The following is a 23,699-nucleotide window of genomic DNA, read 5'->3' as shown; positions in this document are numbered from 1 at the left end:
CTGAAAAACATATCAAAATCTTTTTCAAAAAGTTCTTGACATATCACCAGAATGCTATTCTGCTACTATTTTTTGCGATCATTTCCATTCTACCAACCATTTTTTACTCTGTCAACCAAAATATCCTTCCCTTCTTTTCGCATTTTTTTCTTCTCCTTCTCATATATTTAAACAAACTTTTCGGGAGCTGACTCTATGTCTGAACTTATCAGCCTTTTTTGTGAATATGGTATTTTTGCCATGTTTGTTTTAATTCTGGCAGAATACGCCTGCTTTCCTGTATCCAGTGAAATTATTCTTCCCTTTGCCGGTGCCTTTGCAGCCTCCCAGGGAATCTCCTTTTTTCTTTTACTTCCTGTTAGTATTCTGGCAGGGCTTATTGGCACCAGTATCTGCTATTTCCTGGGTCTAAAAGGCGGAACACGTCTTTTGACATGGATTTCTACACGTTTTCCGAGCACAGAAAATGCCCTGCATTCCTCCTGCCAAACCTTTGAAAAATATGGTCTTTTTGCTGTTGGAATTGGCAGGGTCATTCCCCTATGCCGTACCTATATTGCCTTTGTTGCCGGTGCCTTCCACCAGCCCTATCCTTCTTTTTTTGCTGCTTCCTTTGCAGGAATTTCCGTCTGGAACAGTCTTCTTATTGGTGTCGGCTACTTTTTCCGCGAAAACTGGCCCCTTATCTCAGGATACTACACCCAGTATAAGGATACCTTACTTCTTATTCTGATTGTTTTCCTTTTTTTGTTTCTTTTTCACCGGATTATCAGGGACTATTTCTAACCTTTTCCCTGTCAACCTCAACAAGAACTACATCCGGACCAACTCTGCGGATACAGCGGACATCAATTACATATTCAAACTCCCGCCCCAGAATTCCCCAGACCTTGCAGGGACCTGGAATAATCACCTTGTAAATTTCTCCCTTACAAAGATCAAATTCCAGGTCCTCAATATACCCTAACTTCTGCCCATCACAGATATTAATAACTTCCTTATCCCTTAGCTCACAAAGTCGCATACCCTCACCTGAAGCATTTATTTTATTTAATGTATGCCAAGGCAGCATTTCTTATGACAGCAGATAATTTTTCATATTTTTCAATGCTGACTTTTCCAGTCTGGATACCTGTGCCTGGGAAATCTGAATTTCCTCAGCTACCTCCATCTGCGTTTTTCCTTCAAAATAGCGAAGATTAATAATTCTGTTTTCTCTTTCTGAAAGCCGATTCATTGCAGCTCTCAAAGACAGTTCTTCCACCCAGCTATCCTCCCGGTTCTTTTTATCACTTACCTGATCCATAATATACAGAGTATCACCGCCTTCTGAATATACCGGTTCGTACAAGGAAAGGGGATGCTGGATGGCATCCAGAGCATAGGTGATTTCCTCTGGACTAAGCTTCAGAATTTCAGAAAGTTCTGCAAGGGTAGGCTCTTTATCCTTTTCCTTTATATACTCTTCCTTGGCATAAATTGCCTTATAGGCTGTATCACGAAGAGAACGGCTCACCCGGATACTATTGCTAGAGTCCCTGAGATAACGCCGGATTTCTCCTATAATCATCGGTACAGCATAAGTACTGAATTTAACATTCTGTGTAACATCAAAATTATCAATTGCTTTTATCAAACCTATGCAGCCAATCTGAAACAGGTCATCTACATTTTCATTACTTCCATTAAACCTCTGGATAATACTTAAAACCAGTCTTAGATTTCCCTTAATGTAAAGCTCTCTGGCCTCCTTATCCCCCCTTTTTATCCTACCAAAAAGCTCCTCCTTTTCTTCTTCCTTCAAAAGAGGCAGCTTCGCCGTATTTACACCACAGATTTCAACCTTATAAAGAGCCATAATGAACCTCCAAGCCAATGTTAAGATGTTTATAGCTTTCTCTGGTTCATGGGAATTTATTCTATGGCTCTTTATGCAATTGTTTCCATATTTTCCTTTTATTTTCTATGCTTCAAGACGAATCATTTCTTTTCTGAGACGCTTCATAATCTTCTTTTCCAGCCTGGAAATATAGGATTGGGAAATTCCCAGATAATCTGCGACCTCCTTTTGTGTCCGTTCATTTCCATCTGCCGTATTCAGTCCAAACCGCAGCTTTATAATCGTCTGCTCCCGCTCTGTCAGCTTTTCCATTGCCTTATTCAAAAGCTTTTTATCTACCTCACTTTCTATATTCCGGTAAATGCTATCCTCCTCCGTTCCCAGAATATCTGATAATAAAAGCTCATTTCCATCCCAATCCACATTCAGAGGTTCATCAATAGAAACCTCCATTTTCGTTTTACTGGTTCGTCTCAAATACATCAGTATCTCATTTTCTATGCAACGTGAGGCATAGGTCGCCAGCTTGATATTTTTCTCGGGATTAAAGGTGTTAATAGCCTTAATGAGTCCTATTGTTCCGATAGAAATTAAATCCTCTACTCCCACACCTGTATTATCAAATTTTTTTGCTATGTAAACCACCAGCCGTAGATTGTGTTCTACCAGGCTTGCTTTTGCTGTACTATCCTCCTCTGTCCCCAGCTTTTCTATCATGGCAAGCTCCTCTTCAGCCTCCAGTGGAGCCGGTAGCACCTCCGCTCCTCCTATATAGTGAATTTCCCCCTTATTTCCGCAAATTAATCCCCGAAAGGTTGGTATCATACGGAATTGAAATTTGTTTGGCATTGATACTTTTAATAACACTGCATTTCCTCTCCTTTTTTGATTAGCACATAATGTCTTCGTGTAAAATAAACTGATATTCCCCCTGGACCGCCAGTGGCTCAAATACAAGCCCTAGTATAATGTCCTCTTTCGTAATACTTCCATTTTCTGTCCAAAGCTTAATTTTCTTTGCTTCGATTCCCGGTATCAATCCGCAGGCTGTTCCTACTGCATGATAGGGAATCCAACGGATTTTTTCCATGCCCTCCCCGGCAATGGGTATCCGCTGTTCCAAAAGATACTGCAATTTTTCGGGTATCTGCTCTCGTATCACCTGAAACTCTGCCAGCATCACCGGTTTTTTACTAATTGGCTCATACAGCCGATTTCCTGTATCCAAAAGAGCTCTTCCATGCACCCAGCCTTCTCCAAGAAAGAGTGCTACCTCATATTCACTCTTAAGCTCTTGATTCCTTTTTAGAAGTCCCGGAAGAACCAGCCATAAAAAAACCTCTAAAACCGCCATAATACTTAAAAGCTTCCATGATTTACCTCCCTCCTGTCGAAAAAAAACAAATATTCCGCCCAGAAAAAGAGTCATGGCATAAAAAGTCAAAAGCTGATAGAAAAAGCTTTTTTTATCCGAAAATCCAAAGCTTATGACAAGTATAAGCACCGGCAGCAGGCCATATTGCCAAACTGCCAGCAGACTGGGAGGAAGGGATGAAAAAACAAGTACAATGGCTGCTCCCAGCCCACCGGCCGCTGCCCCGGCTAATAACCTCAAAAGCCTTTGTCTACGCCTCTGTATCCTGCCCACCAGCAATAAAATACAGAAGTCAAAAATTCCGTTCATTAAAAAATATACGTCTATGTATACAACAAGCTTCAAAGGTCACCTCCTGTTCTGAGGATGAGCCTATTATACCCTAATTATTCCGAATTTCCTGTCATATTATAGAAGATTTGTTTTTGTTTTCATCTTGGGAAAGCTACAAGATATTGCAGGAAGTGACGAAGAAACAAAAAAAGAAAAGAGATTTTAAACCTAAAGGATTTAAAATCTCTCTTATCATCTTATTTATGTCTGTTCTTCTGTAAAAACTCTGGAATCTTGATTCCTCCGTGCTCTCCATCCTCCATCGGTTCACTCTTTGGCTGAATCGGCTGTGACTGGATGTTCACCTGTGGAATTGGATTCTGGGTCATTGTATTTTTTGTCGTCGGTCTGGCAGTACCAGGATTAATGAAGGATGGCATACTACCGCCATAGGATGGTCTTGTCTGTGTCGGAGCCTGTCCAAATCCTCCCAGTACTGGTCCACTACCCTGCGTATTTACAAACTTAGGAGTCTTAACAGTCGGCCCTGCATTACTCTCAAGACCGGTAGCAATAACAGTAATGGTAGCTACATCCGGTGCACTTTCATCATACATAGCACCAAAGATAATATTTGCACTATCACCTGCCAGCTCCTGTACATAAGTAGCTGCCTCATTTGCCTCAATCAAGCTGATATCACCGGAAATATTAATGATAACATGAGTAGCTCCCTGTATCGTAGTCTCCAGAAGAGGACTGGTAATCGCCTGCTGGACAGCCTCTACGCATTTATCATCACCGTGTCCTACACCAATACCAATATGGGCTACACCCTTGTCCTTCATAACGGTCTGGACATCAGCAAAGTCAAGGTTAATAAGACCCGGTACATTAATCAGATCCGTGATTCCCTGAACACCCTGCTGAAGCACTTCATCTGCCTTACGCAGTGCATCCGGCATCGTTGTTCTTCTGTCTACAATCTGTAACAGCTTGTCATTTGGAATAACAATCAGAGTATCTACATTTGCCTTCAGCTTTTCAATACCCTGGGTAGCATTATTCATACGAGCCTTTGCTTCAAATTTAAACGGCTTTGTTACAATACCAACCGTCAGAATACCCATCTCTTTGGCAATAGAAGCTACTACAGGAGCTGCACCTGTACCAGTACCGCCTCCCATACCACAGGTAACAAATACCATATCTGCTCCCTTAATAAGCTCGGTAAGCTCTTCCCGATTCTCTTCTGCTGCTTTTTCACCAATCTCCGGCTGTGCACCGGCACCAAGTCCCTTTGTAAGCTTTTCACCAATCTGCACACAGGTGGCAGCCTTACAGTTCTTCAAATGCTGCTTGTCCGTATTCACACAAATAAATTCAACTCCTAAAATTCCCTCTTCAATCATTCGGTTTACTGCATTGTTGCCGGCACCGCCAACACCAATAACTAAAATTTTTGCAGTGGACTCTGCTTCGTTTGTTTTTATCTCAAGCAAGGTTCTTCCTCCTTCATTTTCCTCTTCTATTTTATTAAACTAATATTCAAATTTATCTCATATGTAATACATTTCAGCCTTTTACAATCTCATAATATATAATATAGTTTTTCGCAAAAATAATCAACCCTAAATTTCAAGTTTTTTAATCCTTATGAAAAATTATGTCATCCCCCGAAGTATAATTTTCCATATAGATTTTTCCTTTTAATCCTTCCTTTAGTGCAGTCGGAAGTATTTCCGCCAGACAGGATACCCGTTCATCATAAAACTCCTGCTCACCCAGATAAATCTTGATACCTTCTGTCTGCAGCATGACTCCTCCATCTTTAGAAAAATGAATCCGATCCAGTGGAATTTCATATTTCTGCACCAGCTGGGAAAGGGAAAGAATCCGGTCAAAAATCGCTTCATCAGAAACCTTAAGCTTTTCATAAAGAGTAAAGCTCCGGTATTCGATGCCGGTAATATAAGGAATGCTGTCAATCGCCTCTTCAGAACATTCCAGCACGATACCATCCTTATCAAAATAGATATATTGATTCATATATTTTACACAGCCGGCTAAAGCCTTTTCATAAACCCGGATTTTAACTTCATTACGGCCCTTGCGAGTAATTGTCATCTTTTGTATAAAAGGATATTCCCCGGTTCCAATAAACTTATTCTTGATATAAAGAACCAAAGAATTATAATCCATGGGACTGGTAAATACCATATCCTTAATCTCTTCTTCTGTATAATAACTGCAGCCGGTTACTGTTACCGTATGAATACGGAAGCCCAAAAAAAGGAAAAGAAACAGCAAAGCTAGCAAAACCAGCAAAATCAAAATTTTCCAGTGTCGTTTCCTGCTTTTTTCCATTTCCTTTCCTCCGTTCCTATCCTTCTTTTCTTATCTGTGCTCCTAGCCCAGCCAGTACATCACAAATATTCTCATAGCCGCGTTCTATATAAGAGACACCACGAATACAGCTTTCCCCTTCTGCCTCTAAGGCAGCAATCACAAGGGCTGCACCGCCTCTTAGCTCCCTAGCCTCCACTATAGTACCAAAAAGCCTCGGAACCCCCTGAAGCCTTGCTATATTTCCCTGTATTGCAATTCTCGCACCCATCTTTTTCAGTTCTTCACAGATACGAAATCTGGATTCAAAAATCCGTTCTTCAATGCTGGAGTCTCCCCCGGCACAGGCAAGCACTGCCATCATCTGCGACTGCATATCCGTAGGAAATCCCGGATAGGTTTCTGTCACCAGACCCTTGATACCCTTTATTTTTCCTGCTGAAATAAGAGTAACATAATCTGCTCCTATGGAAAGCCTCGCTCCAGCCGCCTCAAGTACCCTTAAGGTAGACTCCATATGAGAAATACAGTCCGTCTTAAGGGTAAGACTGCCCCTTGTCGCAAGAGCTGCTGCCAGATAGGTACCTCCGACAATCCTGTCTCCCTTTACCGTATATTCTGCATCATGAAGTCGCTTTACCCCCTGAATTACAAGGGTATCGGTACCTTCTCCGGTAATCCTGGCTCCCATTTTCTTTAAAAGAAGGCAAAGCTCCGTTACCTCCGGTTCCCGTGCCGCATTCCGAATACAGGTCGTTCCCTCTGCCAATACAGCAGCCATCACAATATTTTCCGTTGCACCTACGCTTGGAAACCGCAGGCAAATCTCATTTCCCTTAAGCCCTCTTGTGGAAAGAGAAAGCATTTCTCCATCTTCCTCTATCTCAACCTGCATTTTTTGAAATGCCTCCAGATGAATATCTATCGGTCTTGCACCAATAATACATCCACCCGGATATGGTGCCGAAGCCCGCTTCATCCGCCCAAGCATAGGGCCCAGGAGAAAGAATGAGGACCGCATTTGCTTTCCGTACTCCGCAGCCACCTGGTCTGAATCCAGCCGTGAGGCATTAATTTCAATACAATCTCCTTCCCGCTTTATATGACAGCCCAGCTGCTTCAGCAAAACCAGCATATGCTCCACATCAGAGATTTGAGGACAATGAAAAAGCCTTAGGCTCCCTTGATTCAAAATACTGGCTGCCAGCATCGGAAGCACTGTATTTTTCGAGCCCTGTAAAGAAAGCTCTCCTGACAGCGGCCAGCCGCCGTCTATATATATAACCGACACCTTTGACACCCTTTCCTATACCAATCTATTATAGTATATGAAAGGACATTGCAAAGGGTACTAACGCTCGTACTTTATCTGGTTCGAAACACTTAAGGCAAGCCCCATCTCGGCCAAAAGCACAGCTACTGAGGTTCCACCATAGCTGATAAATGGCAGCGGAATACCGGTAGATGGAATCGAGTTCGTAACTACCGCAATATTAATAACTACCTGGACAGCAATATGTACTAAAATACCGGTACACATCAATCCACCATACATATCCGGTGCATTGATGGAAATAATAAACAATCTCCAAATCAGAAGGACAAACAGCAGTATAACAGTAATTGCTCCAAACAGGCCAAGTTCCTCACAGATAATCGAAAAAATCATATCGTTCTGTGCTTCCGGTACATATCCCAGCTTCTGCATACTACCACCAAGTCCTGTACCTGTAAGGCCGCCGGAAGCAATGGCATAAAGGCCTTGTAGTATCTGAAAGCCTTTTTCATGATTTTCCACATCCAGCCAGATCATAATTCGCTCCATACGGAAGCCCTCGCCAAATAAAATGAAGGCTGCACCTCCAAGTACCATAAAAAAGGCTGCCACAAAATAATACCATTTTTTCCGGCTTCCTACAAAGCAGATACCGACCATGATGCCACACAAAACGATAGCTGTACTCATATTCTCCTTAAGAACCAAGCCAACCAATGGAGACATATACAGTGCAACCCGGATAAAGCCCGCAAATTTATCCATCCGCTTTGGTGCCGTATAAATAATATAGGATACAAATAAAATTACTGCTACCTTGGAAAGATCAGAAGGCTGGAACTGTACCGGCCCCAGCTTAAGCCAACGCTTTGCACCATTATATTCCACACCAAGTCCTGGAATAAAAACTGCAATCTGTAAAATAATTGCTCCCAAATAAGCAACCGTTACTGGCTTCATATTTAAAACCGGAATCCGTTTTAGCAAAATCCGGTAATCCACTTTGGAAATAAACAGCATTGCCACAATTCCAAGAAGAGCACTCCCTCCCTGCCGTTTTAAATAAAACATGGAATCGCCGTTACGAAATACCTGGGCAGAATAAGCACTGGTGCTGTATATCATAATCAATCCAAAGCATACTAAAAACAGTGTCAGAAATAACAGACTGTAATCATAGCAGCTATACGTTTTTTCCCTTTTTCCCGCCAAGCCTACACTCTCCTGTTCTCTTACAGCTGGTTTACATACTCCTTAAACTTCCTGCCGCGTTCTTCGTAGTTTTTAAACATTCCCCAGCTCGCACAGGCTGGAGACAATAAGACGGCATCTCCTGGCTCTGCATTCATATAACACAGCTTTACCGCTTCCTTCAAATCCTCTACCATAATAATCCGGTCAAAGCCACATTCCTTTGCCTGAGCTGCAATTTTCTCCTTTGTTTGGCCCAAAAGTAGCAGATATTTTACCTTGCCGTCAAAGGAACGTATCCATTCTTTATAGTCAGAACCCTTATCATAGCCGCCGCCAATCAAAAAGGTCGGCCGTACCATAGCCTGAATACCCTTGATTGCAGCATCCGGATTGGTTCCCTTAGAATCGTTATAATAAGTCACTCCGTTTTTCTCTGTTACATACTCAATCCTATGTTCTACCGCAGTAAAGGCCATAACTGCCTTACGAATTGCCTCCATCGGTACGCCAATATGAGCAGAAATCGCAATGGCTGCCATAACATTTTCATAATTATGAGTTCCTAAAAGCTTCAAATCATGAATATTGCAGATTTTTTCTTCTTTTCCATCCTCACGATAAATAAAATCACCGTCGTTATCCAGAAAAATGCCCTCCGAAAGCTCTCTTTTACTGCTGAAAAAAAATACCTTTGGCCGCAGAGTCTTTGCCATTTCCCGAAGTACTTCATCCTCATAGTTAAGAACACAGGTATCGGTAATATCCTGATTCTTTGCAATCCGTTTTTTTGCAGCAATATAATTTTCCATCGTATGGTGACGGTTTAAATGGTCTGGTGTAATATTTAAAATTGCACTGACCTCCGGCTTAAACTCATGCACCGTCTCCAGCTGGAAGCTGCTCATCTCTGCTACTGTAATCGAACCTCCCTTGGTATTCAGAACCATTTCTGTATATGGGATACCAATATTTCCAACAACATATACAGATACATAATAGCTTTTCATAATTTCGCCAACCAAGGCCGTCGTCGTTGTTTTTCCATTGGTTCCGGTAATCGCTGCCATCTTTCCCTTAGTAAACTGGTAAGCCAGCTCTATCTCACCCCAGATAGGAATTCCAGCTTTTTTCATCTCCAGAATATATGGAAGATCTGTCGGTACACCCGGGCTTAATACAACCAAATCAATAGTGCTTATTATCTCCTTTGGAAGCTCTCCGATAATTACTGTAACCTCCAGACTTCTTGGAAGCTTATCTAAAACCTCCTGTTTTGTTAAGCTTTCATTACCATCCTGTAAAATAATCTCCGAGCCCTCGGTAGATAGAAGCTTGACTGCAGCAATACCGCTAATACCACTTCCTACTACCAGCACCTTCTTACCCACTAAATCCATAATTTCCCTCTTTTCTATAATTTTAGAGTGCAGCCAGTCCGACCAGACACAAAATCGCTGTTATGATGTCAAATACTGCTACTACCTTTGTCTCCGGCCATCCACACAATTCAAAATGATGATGGAGCGGTGCCATTTTAAAGAACCGCTTTCCATGGGTCAGCTTAAAATAGGTTACCTGAATCATAACCGATAAAACCTCAGCCAGATAAATCAGTCCCACAATTACAATAAATAATGGCATTTTAAGCATCACTGCGGAGGCAGCTACAAAGCCTCCCAGGGCTAAAGAACCTGTGTCTCCCATGAACACTCTTGCCGGATATACATTGTACATCAAAAAGCCTAACAGACTTCCTACTACCGCACAGGTAATCGGAGAAATTCCACTTCCCGTACCGATAGCTACTACAGTAAAAAAGGTCGCAACTAAAACAGTAACGCTGGAGGCCAGACCATCCAAACCATCCGTAAAGTTGACACCATTCACAGTACCCAACAACACGATAAATAAAAACGGAACAAATAAAATACCCATATCCCAGGTCCTTCCATTGGTAAATGGAAGGATAATGTCAGTTCCAAAATCAATTATATTTAAAAGATAGTACGCAAAAATTCCTGTTATCAGAATCTGTCCCAGCATTTTCTGCCATGCCCGAAGTCCCAGGGAACGCTTCATAACAATTTTAATATAGTCGTCTAAAAAGCCAATCACACCAAAGCCAAGGGTTACAAACAATACTGGCAGAATGGCCTTATTTCCTCTTATATATATAAGAGAAGTAATCAGAATACTGCTTAAAATAATGATACCGCCCATGGTTGGTGTACCTGTTTTCTTGAGATGAGCCTCTGGCCCATCATCCCGTACAAACTGTCCAAATTTCAGCTTTTTTAAAAAAGGAATAAAAATCGGACATAATACCACACTAACTGCAAAAGCAATTAAAACTGGCATCACTACTTGATAATTTACACTTTCCATTTATCTCACCTCGTATAATTTCCTGCGTATTTCGCGTATTTATCACTGACTTTTAATTATATTCCAACTTGGACGGATAATCAACTATTTTTCCTCATTGGATATATTTTCCCTTTCAATCCCAAGATAGGGAAGAATATTGTCAAATAACTCGCCTACCAATGGTGCTGCTATCGTACCACCATAATAAATTCCCTGTGGCTCATCAATTAGCACCAGTGCCATGACCTGCGGTCTTTCTGCTGGTGCAAAGCCAATAAAGGAAGCAATATATTTGCCACTCCGCCTTGGCAGCTTTTCTGAGGTTGCTGTCTTTCCGCCTATGGTAAAGCCCTCCAGATAAGCTCGGTGACCGGTTCCCTCGGATACTACCGACTCCAAAAGCTCCTTCATTGTTTCTGAAGTCTCTTTTGAAAGCTTTCCTCCCTCTTCCGGGTAGACAAGCTTTTTCACCTGGCTTCCATCCCGGCTTCGGATTTCCACACCAAAGTGGGGAGTAATCCGTCTGCCGCCATTTACGACAGTACTGACGGCCGTCAAAAGCTGCAGTGGAGTTACCTGAAAGGACTGTCCAAAGGAAATCGTTGCCAGCTCCACCGCCTTTACATTCTTTTTATCGTGCATGATAGAATTTGCTTCTCCTGGCAGGTCAACACCTGTTTTTGAGAAAAGTCCCACCTTTTCAAAGCATTTGTACATATTGTCAATACCAACCCTCGCACCGATTTCCATAAATACCGGGTTGCAGGAATTCTGAATTCCCTGCACAAAGGTCTCAGAACCATGTCCTCCTGCCTTGTGGCAGCGAATCATTCTATCCTCCACCTTTTTATAGCCCGGACAGTAGAAGCTGTCATTTAAGGAAACCACGCCCTCCTCCAAAGCTGCTGTCGCCGTTATAATCTTAAAAGCTGAGCCTGGTTCATAAGTATCACTGATACAGGCATTTCTCCACATATTATTGAGGGCATCCTGTTTTTCTTTCTCTGTCATCGCTGTTTCCGGTACATTTATCAGAGTATAAGGGTCATTTAAATTAAACTCCGGCACATTAACCATGGCATACAATTCACCATTCTGCGGGTTCATTACAATAATCCTGACACTAGCAGCCCCTTTTGCTTCCATGACCTTTTTTGCAATTTGCTCTCCATATTCCTGAATATTCATATCCAGGCTTAAATACAAATCCTTTCCTGGAAGCGGCTCTATCCGGTTTTCTGCTGCATTATTTATCTCTACACCTCTTGCCGTTGTTAGCGTCAGTATCGTACCATCCTGTCCCTGAAGCACAGGGTCATATTTTACCTCCAGTCCAATAATTCCCTGATTATCACTGCCGGTAAAACCGATTACCTTAGAAGCCAGACTGTCATAAGGGTAATACCTTTTATAATCCTCATCAACCATAACACCATCCAGGTCATATTCCCGGATACGGTCGGAAATTTCCTTATCTACATTGGTTTTAATTCGCTCGATGGAGGAAACCTTTTCTACCTTCTTCCTGATCTTTTCTTCTGAAATTCCCAGTTCCTCTGATAAAATGCGGATTACCTTTTCCGGTTCAGTTATCTGGCTATGAATAACAGAAATTGTTGAAACCGGCTTGTTTCCTGCAATCTGAATCCCCGTTCTATCATAAATACGTCCCCGCTCTGCCTTAACCGGACGTTCTCTTTCCTGAACCTGCCTGGCCAGCTTTCCATAGTGCTCACTTTGAAAAATCATCAGATAAATAAGTCGTCCTACCAGGCATGCCAGAAGAAATCCCACAACAATAATTACAATCAGCAGATTCTTTCGATTATAGGTTCTATATTTCATCGTATAAAAAACCTCATAAATCTCATCCTTTAATTTTATTATGAAATCTATGAGGTTATGAATCTTTCTTATTTAGAAGGGTATACACCCAGAAATGGAAGTACCTCCTCTAAAATCTCATGGGCAAGCTGGGTTGCGTAGCTGCTATGAGCCTGATCCTCTACATCCGGTTCATCAATAACCACATAAATAATCATCTGTGGGTCATCGGTCGGGGCAAATCCCAAAAAAGATACAATATAGTTAGACTTATCCCGGGGTGCTTTTTCAGCCGTACCGGTCTTACCACCGATAGAATAGCCTTCAACACCTGCCAATGCTGCAGTTCCAGCCTCTACCGTTTCCTTCAGGTATTGGCGGATTTTGCTGCTGGTATCTGCAGAAACAGTCTCTCTTACCAGAACACCATCTACCTTTTTCACAACAGCCCCTGCATCGTTCTGTATTTCCTTTACAATGTGAGGCTTATAATACTTTCCACCATTAATCAGGGATGCAAAGGCTGCCACCATCTGAGACATATTGACCGTCTGGCTCTGTCCAAAGCTGGAGGTAGCAAGCTCCATTGGATTTAACTGTTCCTTCGAAAAAATAATTCCCTGAGACTCTCCCGGCAAATCAATGCCAGTTTTTTCGCCAAAACCGAACAAACGGGTATAAGCCGCAAAATCCTCTCGTCCCAGCGTCTTTCCAATCGCCATCAAAGCATCATTACAGGAAAACATAAGAGACTGCTCCAGGGTAATTGTACCATGTCCCTGCCGACTGCTGCATTTTACCGGCCTTTGTCCCTCTACAACAACCTCACTTCCATCACAGACATAGGTAGAATTTTCGTTTGCCTTATCTTCCTCTAAGGCTGCTGCTACTGTAAAAGGTTTAAAGGTCGAGCCTGGCTCAAAGGCATCACTAATACAGAAGTTTCTCCAGAGGGCACTTAGCGAAGCACTCTTTTCCTCTATTGTCATCTCTGCCAGCTCCTCCTCTGTATAAAGGACAGATAAGTCACGCGGATTATTCAGATCAAAGGTCTGGTTGGAGACAGAGGCGTAAATCTCACCATTATTAGGATTGGTTATCATCACTGCAATATTCTTTGCCCCGGTTTCCTCAAGAAACTTTTCCACATGCTTTTCTGTAATTGCCTGTACATTAGCATCTATTGTTGACACGATTGTATTTCCATTGATTGCTGGCTTAACATTTCTTTCCAGCTCCAAATCTGCATTAAAATAGCCGTATTCCCTTCCATTCGTACCGTTAAGTTCTTCATTATAATACTCTTCAATTCCCCAGCTACCAACATTTCCATCGTTTTTCTGAGTAAAGCCAATAATGCTGGAGCCGACATTATTTAATGGGTAGGTCCGCACATACTCTTCCTCAAACCAAACACCATGGATATTATTGGTGCTATCTGTGTTATCATCCTTTTTACTCTTATCCTTAACCTTTAGCTTTTCAAACTGTTCTACCACGGAATAATCCAGATGCTTATACTCCTTCATCTGTACATAACGGGAATCCTTTTTTTCTACTAAAATCTGCTCCAGCTCTTCCATTGGAATGGAAAACACCTGATTAACAGCCTTAAGAGTTGGCTCCTTATAATCTTCCCTTTCCAATATGGTTACCGGGTCTAAAATCAGGTTATATACCTTTTCACTGACCGCCAGCTTTGTACCATTGCGGTCGGTAATATCCCCCCGCTTAAATGGTATCGCATTGCTTACATAGGTCTGCTGGGAAAGCACCCTTTTTTCATATTTTTCACCATTTTTGTTGCTTATGTACCAAAGTCTGACGGCTAATGCAATAAAAATAAGGATAACAACACAAAATACAAGCAAAAGATTTGCTTGCATTTTAGATGTAAATCGTTTATTTTTTCTTTTCTTCCTGTCAGCTGCTGACCGTTCTCTATAGGTAGTTCTGTTATCCATATGCTCTCCTCATTTTCTGTAAAGCCTATTCTGAAGCCTCTGGAATATCGCTGTACTGTCTGACATAGTCACTCTTCTGATTTTTATAGGAAAATACCTGGTTCTCAACCGGATGAACCATGCCAAGCTCCTCCGTTGCCACCTTATAAATATACGCCAAATCTACAGAGGTGTCAACTTTGCTGTAAGCTGCATCATTTTTATTTTTCAGCTCCATAATTTCACTTTCCATAGAAGCAATCATTTTATTCATCGTTACTACATCATGCTGTACCCGAAGGTAGGATACGCAGACATACATAGTAACACAAAGAGCTGCCACCATAAACAGAAGGGAAACCAAATCCCAACTGGTATGCTGTACCGGGCTGGCCGACGGCTGTTTTCTTCTCTCCTGCTCTCTACCCGGTCTGCGATAAGGCTCTCGTTCCGGAACTACAGCCAGATTGCTTCTCCGACCTGAATACTCTCTATCCAGTTTTCTTACGGTATTTCCCTCTACATATTCACCTGTATGATACCGCCGTGATGTCTGCGGTCTTCCTGTTCTCTGCCTCGTCGCCATCTTCTATCATCTTCCTTCTTACAATACTGCTCCTGCAAATTTCTGATTAGACGGTATGCTTTTCAAAAATACGGAGTTTTGCACTTCTGGAACGGGAATTTACTTCCTGTTCCTCCTTTGATGGTAAAATCGGTTTTTTTGTAATTACCCTGCCCTGGGACTTCTTACCACAGACGCACACCGGAAAATTCGGTGGGCATTCACATGGATCCTCATTCTTTCGGAAAATTCGTTTTACAATCCGATCCTCTAAGGAGTGAAAGGTAATAATGCAGATTCTTCCATCTTTATTTAATAATCCAATCATATCATTCAAGGTATTGTTAAGTACCTCTAATTCCTGGTTCAGTTCAATCCGGATAGCCTGAAAAGTCTTTTTTGCCGGATGTCCTCCGTTCTTTTGTACTTTCATTGGAATAGCTCCCCGGATAATTTCCGTAAGCTCTCCTGTTGTCTTGATTTCCTTTTTCTCACGGTATGCCACAATATGCTTGGCAATGTTCTTTGCAAAGGAATCCTCTCCATAATCCCGGATAACCCGGAACAGCTCTTTTTCACTGTAGCCATTAACAATATCCATTGCTGTCTTTTCCTGTCTTCTATCCATCCGCATATCTAACGGTGCATCTTCCATATAAGAAAAGCCTCTCTCCGCTGTATCCAGCTGATAGGAGGAGACTCCCAAATCCAGCACAATACCGTCTGCTCTGGCAATCCCCAGATTATGGAGCACCTGCTTCATATTGCAGTAATTGCTCCTAACAATGCTTACACGGTCACCAAATTCTCTTAACCGCTCTTTACCAGCCCAAATAGCTGCTTCATCCTGGTCAATTCCAACAAAACAGCCCTTATCAGAAAGCCTCTTACATACTTCATAGGCATGTCCTGCACCACCCAGCGTTCCATCTACATAGATGCCATCTGGCTTAATATTCAATCCTTCTATTGTCTCATCTAACAGTACGGATACATGTTTAAATTCCATCTTATCTCCATTTCTGCACATACTTTGCTAGAAACTAAGGCCCAGCTCGGACATTCTCTCTGCTGCCATATCCATATCATCAAAGGTATTATTCTTCTCCCAGCGTTCCTTGCTCCAGACCTCGATTTTATTCATCACACCAACAAACACGATATCCTTTTCCAGTCCCGCATGCTCTCTGAGCTTTTGCGGAATCAGGATTCTTCCCTGCTTGTCCACCTCACAGGAGGCTGCTCCTGCCATAAAGTATCGCTGGAGCTGTCTGGCTTCCTTACTTCCGGGAAGTGACTTCAAATCGGTAACAAAGCGGCTCCATTCTTCATTAGGGTACACGAAAAGACACCCGTCCAAGCCCATCGTCACCACAAATTCCTCTCCCAGTGACTCTCGGAACTTCGCAGGCACTATGATTCTGCCTTTGGCATCTATTCCATGGTTATATTCCCCCATGAACATAGCATTCACCTCTTTAAACCACTTTCCACCACTTTGTACCACTTATGAAGTAATTTTAATATAATTTTGGGAATAAAGCAACCCTTTTCATAAACTTTTTTTAATAATTTCGTAATAAAAAGTCCTATTTTTCGCGGTTTTTCACGGTTTTTGGAGATATTAAAAAAAAATGGATTTTGCAACCTGTACAAAATCCATTTCCTCATCTTATTCTATTTTATGCTTCTTTTCATTTTCTCCGCTTCCAAAAAATAAATCCAATTCCCGTGACTACCATGACTGCTGCTACAATCATAGACACTGGAATTGAGGTTCCCCAAAGCAAAAGCTGGTCGGTCCGCATACTCTCAATCCAGAAGCGTCCTAAACCATAGCCTGCCATATAGATGCAGAAAAGCTCACCATCAAACTTCTTATGCCTGGTATATATAAGCAGGAAAATCAGAAGGCAGAGATTCCATAACGACTCATATAAAAAGGTCGGGTGAACCAAAATAGTATTGTCTGCAGAAATATACTGGCGGAGAGTCAAGGCAGCCTCTGTTGACATATGAAGCTTTGCCTCATCCCACGGAAGCTCCATAGCAAAAAGACTGTTTCCTGCATAGCCTCCAAAGGCCTCCCGATTAAAGAAGTTACCCCAGCGGCCAATAATCTGACCGGTTATCAGGCCGATACAGCCGGTATCTACTAAGAGTCCCAACGGAACCTTTTTTACCCGGCTAAATATCACTGCGGTTATAATCGCCGCAATCACGGCACCATAAATACCAAGTCCGCCATTCCGTACATTAAAAATCTGTAAAGGATTGTCCTTATATAAATTCCAGCTAAAAATTACATAGTAAATACGGGCTGCAACTACACAGACAGGAATCGCAATCAAAGCAAAATCCAGATATAAATCCGGGTCCTGACCCGTTCTTTTTGCCTGCCAGGCTGCTAAAAGATAACCCATTACCATAGCAAAGGCCATAATCATGCCATAAAAGGCAATCCAGAATCCAAACACGCTAACTCCATTTGGAAGATTTTCCAATAAAATTCCCAGCTTCGGAAATCCAATATCATAAGTTGACATACAGCCTCCTATCTGCCTGTAAAAGCCACACAATCAAAAATCTCCAGGCAGTTTTTACACATTGAACCTAAACAGGATAACATCCCCATCCCTTACCACATATTCTTTACCCTCAGAACGTACTAATCCCTTTTCTCTGGCTGCATTATAGCTTCCACAGGCAACCAGATTATCATAATTTACAATTTCAGCACGGATAAAGCCTCTCTCAAAATCACTGTGAATCTTACCGGCAGCCTGAGGTGCTTTGGTTCCCCTTTTAATTGTCCACGCCCGGGACTCCTGAGGTCCCGCTGTCAGATAGCTGATAAGACCAAGAAGGCTGTAGCTTGCACGAATCAGCTTCTCAAGACCCGATTCCTTAAGACCTAAATCCTCTAAAAACATCTTCTTTTCATCATCATCCAGCTCTGCGATTTCCTGTTCAATCTGAGCACAGATTACAAACACCTCTGCCCCCTCTTTCCTTGCATATTCCTGCACCCTTCCTACAAAAGCATTGGAAGCACCATCATCCGCCAAATCATCCTCAGATACATTAGCCGCATAGATAACTGGCTTTCCTGTCAGCAGATTATACTCTGCAATCCATCCAAGCTCGTCCTCATCCTCCGTAACAAAGCTCTTGGCAAGTCGTCCTTCTTCTAAATGCTCCTTTAGACGCTTTAAGAGTTCAACCTCTTTTGCAAGACTCTTATCGTTTCTGGCTCCCTTAGAGGCCCTTGCAATTCTTCTCTCCAGAATCTCAATATCGGAGAAAATAAGCTCCAGATTAATCGTTTCAATATCACGCATTGGGTCAATGGAACCATCTACATGAATAATATTACTATTCTCAAAGCAGCGTACCACATGGACAATTGCATCTACCTCACGGATATTGGACAAGAACTGATTTCCCAGTCCCTCACCCTTGGAGGCTCCCTTTACAAGACCTGCAATATCTACAAATTCAATCATGGCTGGAGTCGTTTTCTCTGAATGATACAAATCCGTCAGAACCTTAAGACGCTCATCCGGTACGGGAACAATACCGATATTCGGATCTATCGTGCAGAAAGGATAGTTTGCAGATTCTGCACCAGCCTTGGTTAGTGAGTTAAATAATGTACTTTTTCCAACGTTTGGAAGTCCAACAATTCCTAATTTCATTTTCTTTTTCCTCCTTAGATTACACTCTGGTATCCCTTGCTTCGATTACAATAAATCTTCCCTGTTTAAAGGAAATATTCCCTTCCTCTGCCACAAGCTCATTGCTGATACCGAGAGATTCTCCCATGCAAAAATCAATTTCATGGGTTTCATATTTAAAACCGGTCTGGGTTACTCCTAATACATCTCCTCCAAAGGGGATAAAAGAAATATAAGGCCCATAAAGCTCCCTTTTACAGAACCGGGTTTCTTTCTCAATGAAATAGATTTTATTATATTCATCATAAATAAAGGCTGGCACTCCTGCCTTCAAGGGCTTCAAAAGGATGTGAAGATTTCCCAACAGATGGTCAATCCGGGTACCGGTCGCCCCTAAAAGGGTAATCTCGTCTGCTCCCTTAGAAAGAGCAAGGTTAATGGCAATATCCGTATCTGTATCATCCTTCTCTGCCTGAAATTGGCGTATTTCAACAGAAGGCTGCTCTTTTTTCCTACGCTCAAGAAAACCATCCAGCACTTTTTTATCAACGCTGTCAAAATCACCCACCAGATAATCAAAAGAAAGGTCAAGCTTTTCTGCCAGTGCAAGGGCTCCATCTACGCATATAACCTTTTCAAAAACATGCTCCCTTAAAAAGTCGGTAAGGAACTCTTCCCTCAGAGTTCCTCCAGTTACTATCAAACATCGGTTTTTCATCTACTGCTCGCCCCGTTCTTTTTTTAGCTGTGCCCTTTGCATCGTAAAAAGATATTTGGAAAGATTTCTGTCTACCTGATTAAAGCTGCAGCCATAAAACTCACGGTATTTACCAAAATCACCGCTTTCTGTGCGGACTACATTACCTACCATTTTTAAAACACCATCCCGTGTCGGCAGCTTCACCTCTATCAGGGTTCCAATGTCTATCTTATCGTTTGTATAAATACCAATTCCATTTTCACTTAAATTCTTAATTACGCATGGAATTTCAAAAGTCTCATACTCTTCATCTGACATGCTTTCCTTCTTCTCCGTATCCAAAGCCTTAGGAATCAGCTTGGTAATCGTATGCTCTACTCCCAGACGAACTCGAAAAGCATACCGGCGATTATAGACCTCTCCCTCCTTCAGACTCTCAAGACAGTGCAGTTGATCTCCATCCAAAGTTGCAATACTTCCTTTTAACCCTTTCCATCTCCACATCCGCTCGCCTTCTTTATAAATAAGCTCAATGTGGTCTGAAGGCAGAAAACGGAATATTCTGGTTCCTGAAGCTATGAGGGAAATATAAACCTTTCCGAATTCTGCTGCCTCAACCTTACTCAATAGTCGATAACGGTAACCCTCACGGTTTACAAATAGTTCCAGCGGTTTCCCCGGTTTCATATCTTCCATCAGCATCTGCAAACACCTCCAAAAAATCAGAAACATTCTGTTTCTTATCACCTTTAAACACCGCAGTCCCTGCTACTAATACATCAACCCCTGCTTCTAATATGCGGCTTGCATTATCAAGCTTAACTCCACCATCAATTTCAATCTCAATGTTAAGTCCTCTCTCCTTAATCATCTGACGAAGCTTCGCTACCTTTTCAATCGAATTTTCAATTAATTTCTGTCCCCCAAAGCCTGGATTTACGCTCATAATCAGCACCATATCCAAATCCTCCAGTACATAATCAAGTACGGAGAGCGGTGTTGCCGGATTCAGTGCAACGCAGGCTTTTTTCCCTAACTCCTTTATTCTCTGTACCGTCCTTTGCAAATGCCTGCAGGCCTCTGCATGAACGGTAATTCCATCTGCCCCTGCCTCGGCAAAGGCCTCCAGATAACGATCCGGATCCTCAATCATCAAATGTACATCAAAAAAGCAATCTGTAGCCGAACGAATGGATTTTATTACCGGCATGCCAAAAGAAATACTTGGTACAAACATGCCATCCATTACATCAATATGCAGGTATTCTGCTCCAGCCTTTGTTACTTCCTTAACCTCTTCTGCCAATCTTCCAAAATCAGCAGATAAAATCGAAGGTGCCAGCTTATACATAATGCTCTCTCCCTAATATTTTTTTCTATCCTTTAGCTCCTGATATAAAAGGACGTAATTATCATAACGTACCCGGCTTATTTTCCCTGCCGACAAAGCCTCCTTTACACCGCAATCCGGCTCCCCAATATGGGCACAGCCTCCAAAACGACATAAGTCTTCGTAAGGGGCAAACTCATAAAAATAATCCTTAAGCTCCTCCTTCTCCATATCCTCCAGGTAAAGAGAACTAAAGCCAGGAGTATCCATGATATAAGTATGCTCCTCTAAGTAAAACAGCTCTGAATGGCGGGTCGTATGCCTTCCCCGTTCAATTTTCTCACTAATGCTCCCCGTTTCCATCTGAGCCTCTGGCTTCAGCTGGTTAATCAGAGAAGACTTTCCTACACCAGAAGGACCTGCCAGAACTGTTGTTTTTCCCCGCAGGACTTCCCTTATTTTATCAACGCCGTTTTTTTCCTGAACACTAATACACAGCACACGGCTTCCACTGTTTTCATAAATCTGTTCCAGATTCTCTGTTTTCTCTTCTGTTACCGTATCAATTTTATTGAAGCAAATCACAGTTTCTATGTTTCTTTGCTCCATTGCTATCAAAAACCGGTCTAACAGATTAAAGTTAGGCTCCGGTTTTGCTGCCGCAAATACTACCAGGGCCTGATCAATATTGGATACTGCCGGGCGAATCAGTGTATTCGCCCTTGGCAGTATCTTTTCAATATTACCTGTTCTTTTTATTTCATCTAAAATTTCAATATCAACATTATCTCCCACCAGAGGCTTTATCTTCTGGTTTCGAAAAATGCCTTTGGCCTTACATTCATATACTCCTGTGCCTTCTGTATGCACATAGTAAAATCCCGCAATTCCTTTCATTATTTTTCCCTGCATTACTGTTTAACCTTTTCAAAGTGAATGTAATAGGTGCTTATCTTTTGTCCATCCAGGTAAAGAATAATCTCTCCTACAGAATCGCTGGTACCTTCAATGTCAGACACAGTAAGTGGGAAGCTGTAATAATTCTCTGTTTCATTATACACTTCTCTCTTCTTTCCATCCTGATCCAGTACAAGGCTTACCGTTCCTTCCTCATCCTCATATTCAAAGGGATTGTCCGGAATCGTAATACTTCCATAGTACTTATAATTTTCAGCAGGACCAGAGCTTATAACAAAGGTAATCGTTGTCTCCACATCCACCTGGGTACCATAGCTGTGGCTCTGGGAAATAACCTTACCCTTCTCCACCGTATCACTTTCCCTTGTTCCACTGACGCTTCCCTTTAATCCAGCAGCCTCCAACTTCTTCATAGCCTCTTTTTCTGTCAAATTAGATAAATCCGGTACAGTAGCTGTCTTTGTTTCTTTACCCTTGCTGATAATCAGCTTGATTTCCGTTCCCTTGGTAGTAGCCGTACCAATGGCAGGCTCTGTACCACAGACCTTACCAGCTTCTACAGTATCACTGTATTTTTCCTCTGTGCTTCCGGCAGTCAGTCCTTCTTTTGTAAGAGCCGCAACTGCCTCATCCTTACTCATATTTAATACATTCGGTACATACAGGCTGTCAGAACCGGTACTGATTGTAATCTTTACAATCATGTTCTGATTTAATTCTTCTCCCTGTGCAGGACTCTGGTCACATACAATATCCTCTGCATAAAGCTCAGAAGTATCCTCTTCAATCTCCGGAGTAATTCCAAGCTCTGCTAAAGCAGCTAAAGCCTGCTCCTTTGTAAGACCAATGACCTTAGGCATATGCTTGCCATCCTCTACTATCGGAGTCTCTGATACTATCGGTGACTCTGTTGCATCTGCTACATTCTTGCCACCACTAAAGATACCAAAGAATTTACCTATCATAAACACAATTAACAGGAACAGAATAACAGCTGCTGCAATACCTCCGCCAACCAAAAGCTTTTCTGCCTTTGGATCAATTTCAGCTGCATCACCCTCTGTCTCCTCCTTGCCCAGAGCAGAAAGGGTTTCCTCCTCATCCTCTCTCTTTGTATAATCATTCGGGCTCACCGTATGACGTACATTTTTCTTAATCGTATTTAATTCACTTTCTGACAGATTGATTGTCGGAGAATCATCTACAAGGGTCGGAACCAGCTTTACAAAATCACCATTTGGATTTACCAGTGACTGTTTTAAGTCTGAAATCAATGCAAAAGCAGACAAATATCGGCGTTCCGGCTTTTTCTGCATACATTTCTGAACAATCCTGTCCAGGCTCACCGGAATCTCCTGATTCAATGTACGAAGTGGAATCGGATCCTCCTGGATATGTGCCAGTGCTACCGACACGGTGCTGTCACCTGTAAAAGGTACTCTTCCTGACAGCATCTCATACAGAGTAACACCAAGAGAATAAATATCACTCTTCTCATCACTATAACCGCCTCTTGCCTGCTCCGGAGAGATGTAATGAACACTTCCCATGGCATTGGAGGTAATGGTATTGGAGCTGGCTGCTTTAGCAATGCCAAAATCGGTTACCTTTACCTTGCCTTCTCTGGAAATAATAATATTCTGCGGTTTAATATCCCTATGAATGATATGATTGTCATGAGCAGCTTCCATTCCCTGGGCAATCTGAATAGCAATACCGGTGGCCTCTCTAACCTCAAGACAACCCTTCCTCTCAATAAAGCTTTTTAAGGTAATGCCCTCTACCAGCTCCATTACGATATAGTATAAACCATTATCTTCTCCTACATCATATACATTAACGATATTCGGATGAGACAGGCCGGCTGCGGACTGTGCCTCCGCCCGGAATTTGTCTACAAACTTCTTATCCTCACTGTACTCCTGCTTCAGAATCTTAATTGCAACCAACCGATTCAGACGATGGCATCTTGCTTTGTATACATCAGCCATACCACCGGTTCCAATTTTATCCAGTATTTCATATCTGTCGCTGATAAATGTCCCTATACTTACCATTTCTCACCTCTCCT

23 protein-coding genes are annotated in these 23,699 nt (G+C 42.1%); 1 reads left to right on the top strand and 22 read right to left on the bottom strand.

Annotation, left to right across the window (positions count from 1 at the left end; genetic code table 11):
• Positions 1 to 195: 195 nt before the first annotated feature.
• Positions 196 to 786 carry a DedA family protein gene (locus ASU35_RS11470; RefSeq protein WP_058353147.1) on the top strand — a complete coding sequence of 197 codons (591 nt, stop codon included), beginning with the start codon at positions 196 to 198 and terminating at the stop codon, positions 784 to 786.
• Here the strand turns inward: ASU35_RS11470 and ASU35_RS11465 are convergent.
• From ASU35_RS11465 to pknB, 22 genes are all read right to left on the bottom strand, one after another.
• Positions 770 to 1,024 (bottom strand): YlmC/YmxH family sporulation protein, encoded by a 255-nt coding sequence (locus ASU35_RS11465; protein ID WP_058353146.1) that lies wholly within the window; start codon positions 1,022 to 1,024, stop codon positions 770 to 772. The genes ASU35_RS11470 and ASU35_RS11465 overlap by 17 nt on opposite strands.
• Positions 1,025 to 1,075: 51 nt before the next feature.
• On the bottom strand, positions 1,076 to 1,858 hold the full coding sequence (sigG, locus tag ASU35_RS11460; protein ID WP_058353145.1) for an RNA polymerase sporulation sigma factor SigG: 783 nt from the start codon (positions 1,856 to 1,858) through the stop codon (positions 1,076 to 1,078).
• A 105-nt stretch (positions 1,859 to 1,963) separates the two neighbouring features.
• On the bottom strand, positions 1,964 to 2,707 hold the full coding sequence (gene sigE / locus ASU35_RS11455) for an RNA polymerase sporulation sigma factor SigE (protein ID WP_058353144.1): 744 nt from the start codon (positions 2,705 to 2,707) through the stop codon (positions 1,964 to 1,966).
• A gap of 22 nt (positions 2,708 to 2,729) precedes the next feature.
• A complete protein-coding gene (locus ASU35_RS11450; RefSeq protein WP_058353143.1) occupies positions 2,730 to 3,560 on the bottom strand; it encodes a sigma-E processing peptidase SpoIIGA in 831 nt (276 codons plus the stop codon).
• Between the two features lie 185 nt (positions 3,561 to 3,745).
• The gene (ftsZ, locus tag ASU35_RS11445) at positions 3,746 to 4,990 is read right to left on the bottom strand and encodes a cell division protein FtsZ (protein ID WP_058353142.1); all 1,245 of its coding nucleotides are present in this window, start codon (positions 4,988 to 4,990) and stop codon (positions 3,746 to 3,748) included.
• Positions 4,991 to 5,135: 145 nt separating this feature from the next.
• A complete protein-coding gene (locus ASU35_RS11440; RefSeq protein WP_058353141.1) occupies positions 5,136 to 5,855 on the bottom strand; it encodes a cell division protein FtsQ/DivIB in 720 nt (239 codons plus the stop codon).
• Between the two features lie 16 nt (positions 5,856 to 5,871).
• Entirely contained in the window at positions 5,872 to 7,125 is a 1,254-nt protein-coding gene (murA, locus tag ASU35_RS11435) for a UDP-N-acetylglucosamine 1-carboxyvinyltransferase (protein WP_058353140.1), read from the bottom strand.
• 60 nt (positions 7,126 to 7,185) lie between these two features.
• The gene (locus ASU35_RS11430) at positions 7,186 to 8,322 is read right to left on the bottom strand and encodes an FtsW/RodA/SpoVE family cell cycle protein (protein WP_058353139.1); all 1,137 of its coding nucleotides are present in this window, start codon (positions 8,320 to 8,322) and stop codon (positions 7,186 to 7,188) included.
• A gap of 20 nt (positions 8,323 to 8,342) precedes the next feature.
• A complete protein-coding gene (gene murD, locus ASU35_RS11425; RefSeq protein ID WP_058353138.1) occupies positions 8,343 to 9,701 on the bottom strand; it encodes a UDP-N-acetylmuramoyl-L-alanine--D-glutamate ligase in 1,359 nt (452 codons plus the stop codon).
• A gap of 22 nt (positions 9,702 to 9,723) precedes the next feature.
• Positions 9,724 to 10,689 carry a phospho-N-acetylmuramoyl-pentapeptide-transferase gene (mraY, locus tag ASU35_RS11420; protein ID WP_058353137.1) on the bottom strand — a complete coding sequence of 322 codons (966 nt, stop codon included), beginning with the start codon at positions 10,687 to 10,689 and terminating at the stop codon, positions 9,724 to 9,726.
• An 84-nt stretch (positions 10,690 to 10,773) separates the two neighbouring features.
• Positions 10,774 to 12,516 (bottom strand): peptidoglycan D,D-transpeptidase FtsI family protein, encoded by a 1,743-nt coding sequence (locus tag ASU35_RS11415; protein ID WP_058353136.1) that lies wholly within the window; start codon positions 12,514 to 12,516, stop codon positions 10,774 to 10,776.
• Between the two features lie 68 nt (positions 12,517 to 12,584).
• Positions 12,585 to 14,459, bottom strand: a complete 1,875-nt coding sequence (locus ASU35_RS11410; RefSeq protein WP_058353135.1) for a peptidoglycan D,D-transpeptidase FtsI family protein — start codon at positions 14,457 to 14,459, stop codon at positions 12,585 to 12,587.
• A 25-nt stretch (positions 14,460 to 14,484) separates the two neighbouring features.
• The gene (locus tag ASU35_RS11405; RefSeq protein WP_058353134.1) at positions 14,485 to 15,024 is read right to left on the bottom strand and encodes a septum formation initiator family protein; all 540 of its coding nucleotides are present in this window, start codon (positions 15,022 to 15,024) and stop codon (positions 14,485 to 14,487) included.
• 46 nt (positions 15,025 to 15,070) lie between these two features.
• Positions 15,071 to 16,012: a 16S rRNA (cytosine(1402)-N(4))-methyltransferase RsmH gene (rsmH, locus tag ASU35_RS11400; protein WP_058353133.1), complete on the bottom strand. Its 942-nt coding sequence runs from the start codon at positions 16,010 to 16,012 to the stop codon at positions 15,071 to 15,073.
• 27 nt (positions 16,013 to 16,039) lie between these two features.
• Positions 16,040 to 16,468, bottom strand: a complete 429-nt coding sequence (gene mraZ, locus ASU35_RS11395; protein ID WP_058353132.1) for a division/cell wall cluster transcriptional repressor MraZ — start codon at positions 16,466 to 16,468, stop codon at positions 16,040 to 16,042.
• A gap of 229 nt (positions 16,469 to 16,697) precedes the next feature.
• The gene (gene lgt, locus ASU35_RS11385; RefSeq protein WP_058353130.1) at positions 16,698 to 17,549 is read right to left on the bottom strand and encodes a prolipoprotein diacylglyceryl transferase; all 852 of its coding nucleotides are present in this window, start codon (positions 17,547 to 17,549) and stop codon (positions 16,698 to 16,700) included.
• Between the two features lie 54 nt (positions 17,550 to 17,603).
• Positions 17,604 to 18,701 carry a redox-regulated ATPase YchF gene (gene ychF, locus ASU35_RS11380; protein WP_058353129.1) on the bottom strand — a complete coding sequence of 366 codons (1,098 nt, stop codon included), beginning with the start codon at positions 18,699 to 18,701 and terminating at the stop codon, positions 17,604 to 17,606.
• Between the two features lie 19 nt (positions 18,702 to 18,720).
• Positions 18,721 to 19,398 (bottom strand): thiamine diphosphokinase, encoded by a 678-nt coding sequence (locus tag ASU35_RS11375; RefSeq protein WP_058353128.1) that lies wholly within the window; start codon positions 19,396 to 19,398, stop codon positions 18,721 to 18,723.
• Complete coding sequence (locus tag ASU35_RS11370; protein WP_058353127.1) at positions 19,399 to 20,082, bottom strand: PilZ domain-containing protein; 684 nt, start codon at positions 20,080 to 20,082, stop codon at positions 19,399 to 19,401.
• A complete protein-coding gene (gene rpe, locus ASU35_RS11365; protein ID WP_058353126.1) occupies positions 20,027 to 20,731 on the bottom strand; it encodes a ribulose-phosphate 3-epimerase in 705 nt (234 codons plus the stop codon). The genes ASU35_RS11370 and rpe overlap by 56 nt, the downstream gene beginning before the upstream one ends.
• 12 nt (positions 20,732 to 20,743) lie before the next feature.
• Positions 20,744 to 21,622 carry a ribosome small subunit-dependent GTPase A gene (rsgA, locus tag ASU35_RS11360; protein ID WP_058353125.1) on the bottom strand — a complete coding sequence of 293 codons (879 nt, stop codon included), beginning with the start codon at positions 21,620 to 21,622 and terminating at the stop codon, positions 20,744 to 20,746.
• The gene (gene pknB / locus ASU35_RS11355; RefSeq protein WP_058353124.1) at positions 21,622 to 23,685 is read right to left on the bottom strand and encodes a Stk1 family PASTA domain-containing Ser/Thr kinase; all 2,064 of its coding nucleotides are present in this window, start codon (positions 23,683 to 23,685) and stop codon (positions 21,622 to 21,624) included. The genes rsgA and pknB overlap by 1 nt, the downstream gene beginning before the upstream one ends.
• Positions 23,686 to 23,699: the final 14 nt, after the last annotated feature.

Source organism: Acetivibrio ethanolgignens (genome assembly GCF_001461035.1).
GTDB classification, from domain to species: Bacteria; Bacillota; Clostridia; order Lachnospirales; family Lachnospiraceae; genus Velocimicrobium; species Velocimicrobium ethanolgignens.
The sequence above is the reverse complement of the archived record's forward strand: the minus strand, read 5'-3'. Positions and strand labels throughout refer to the sequence as shown.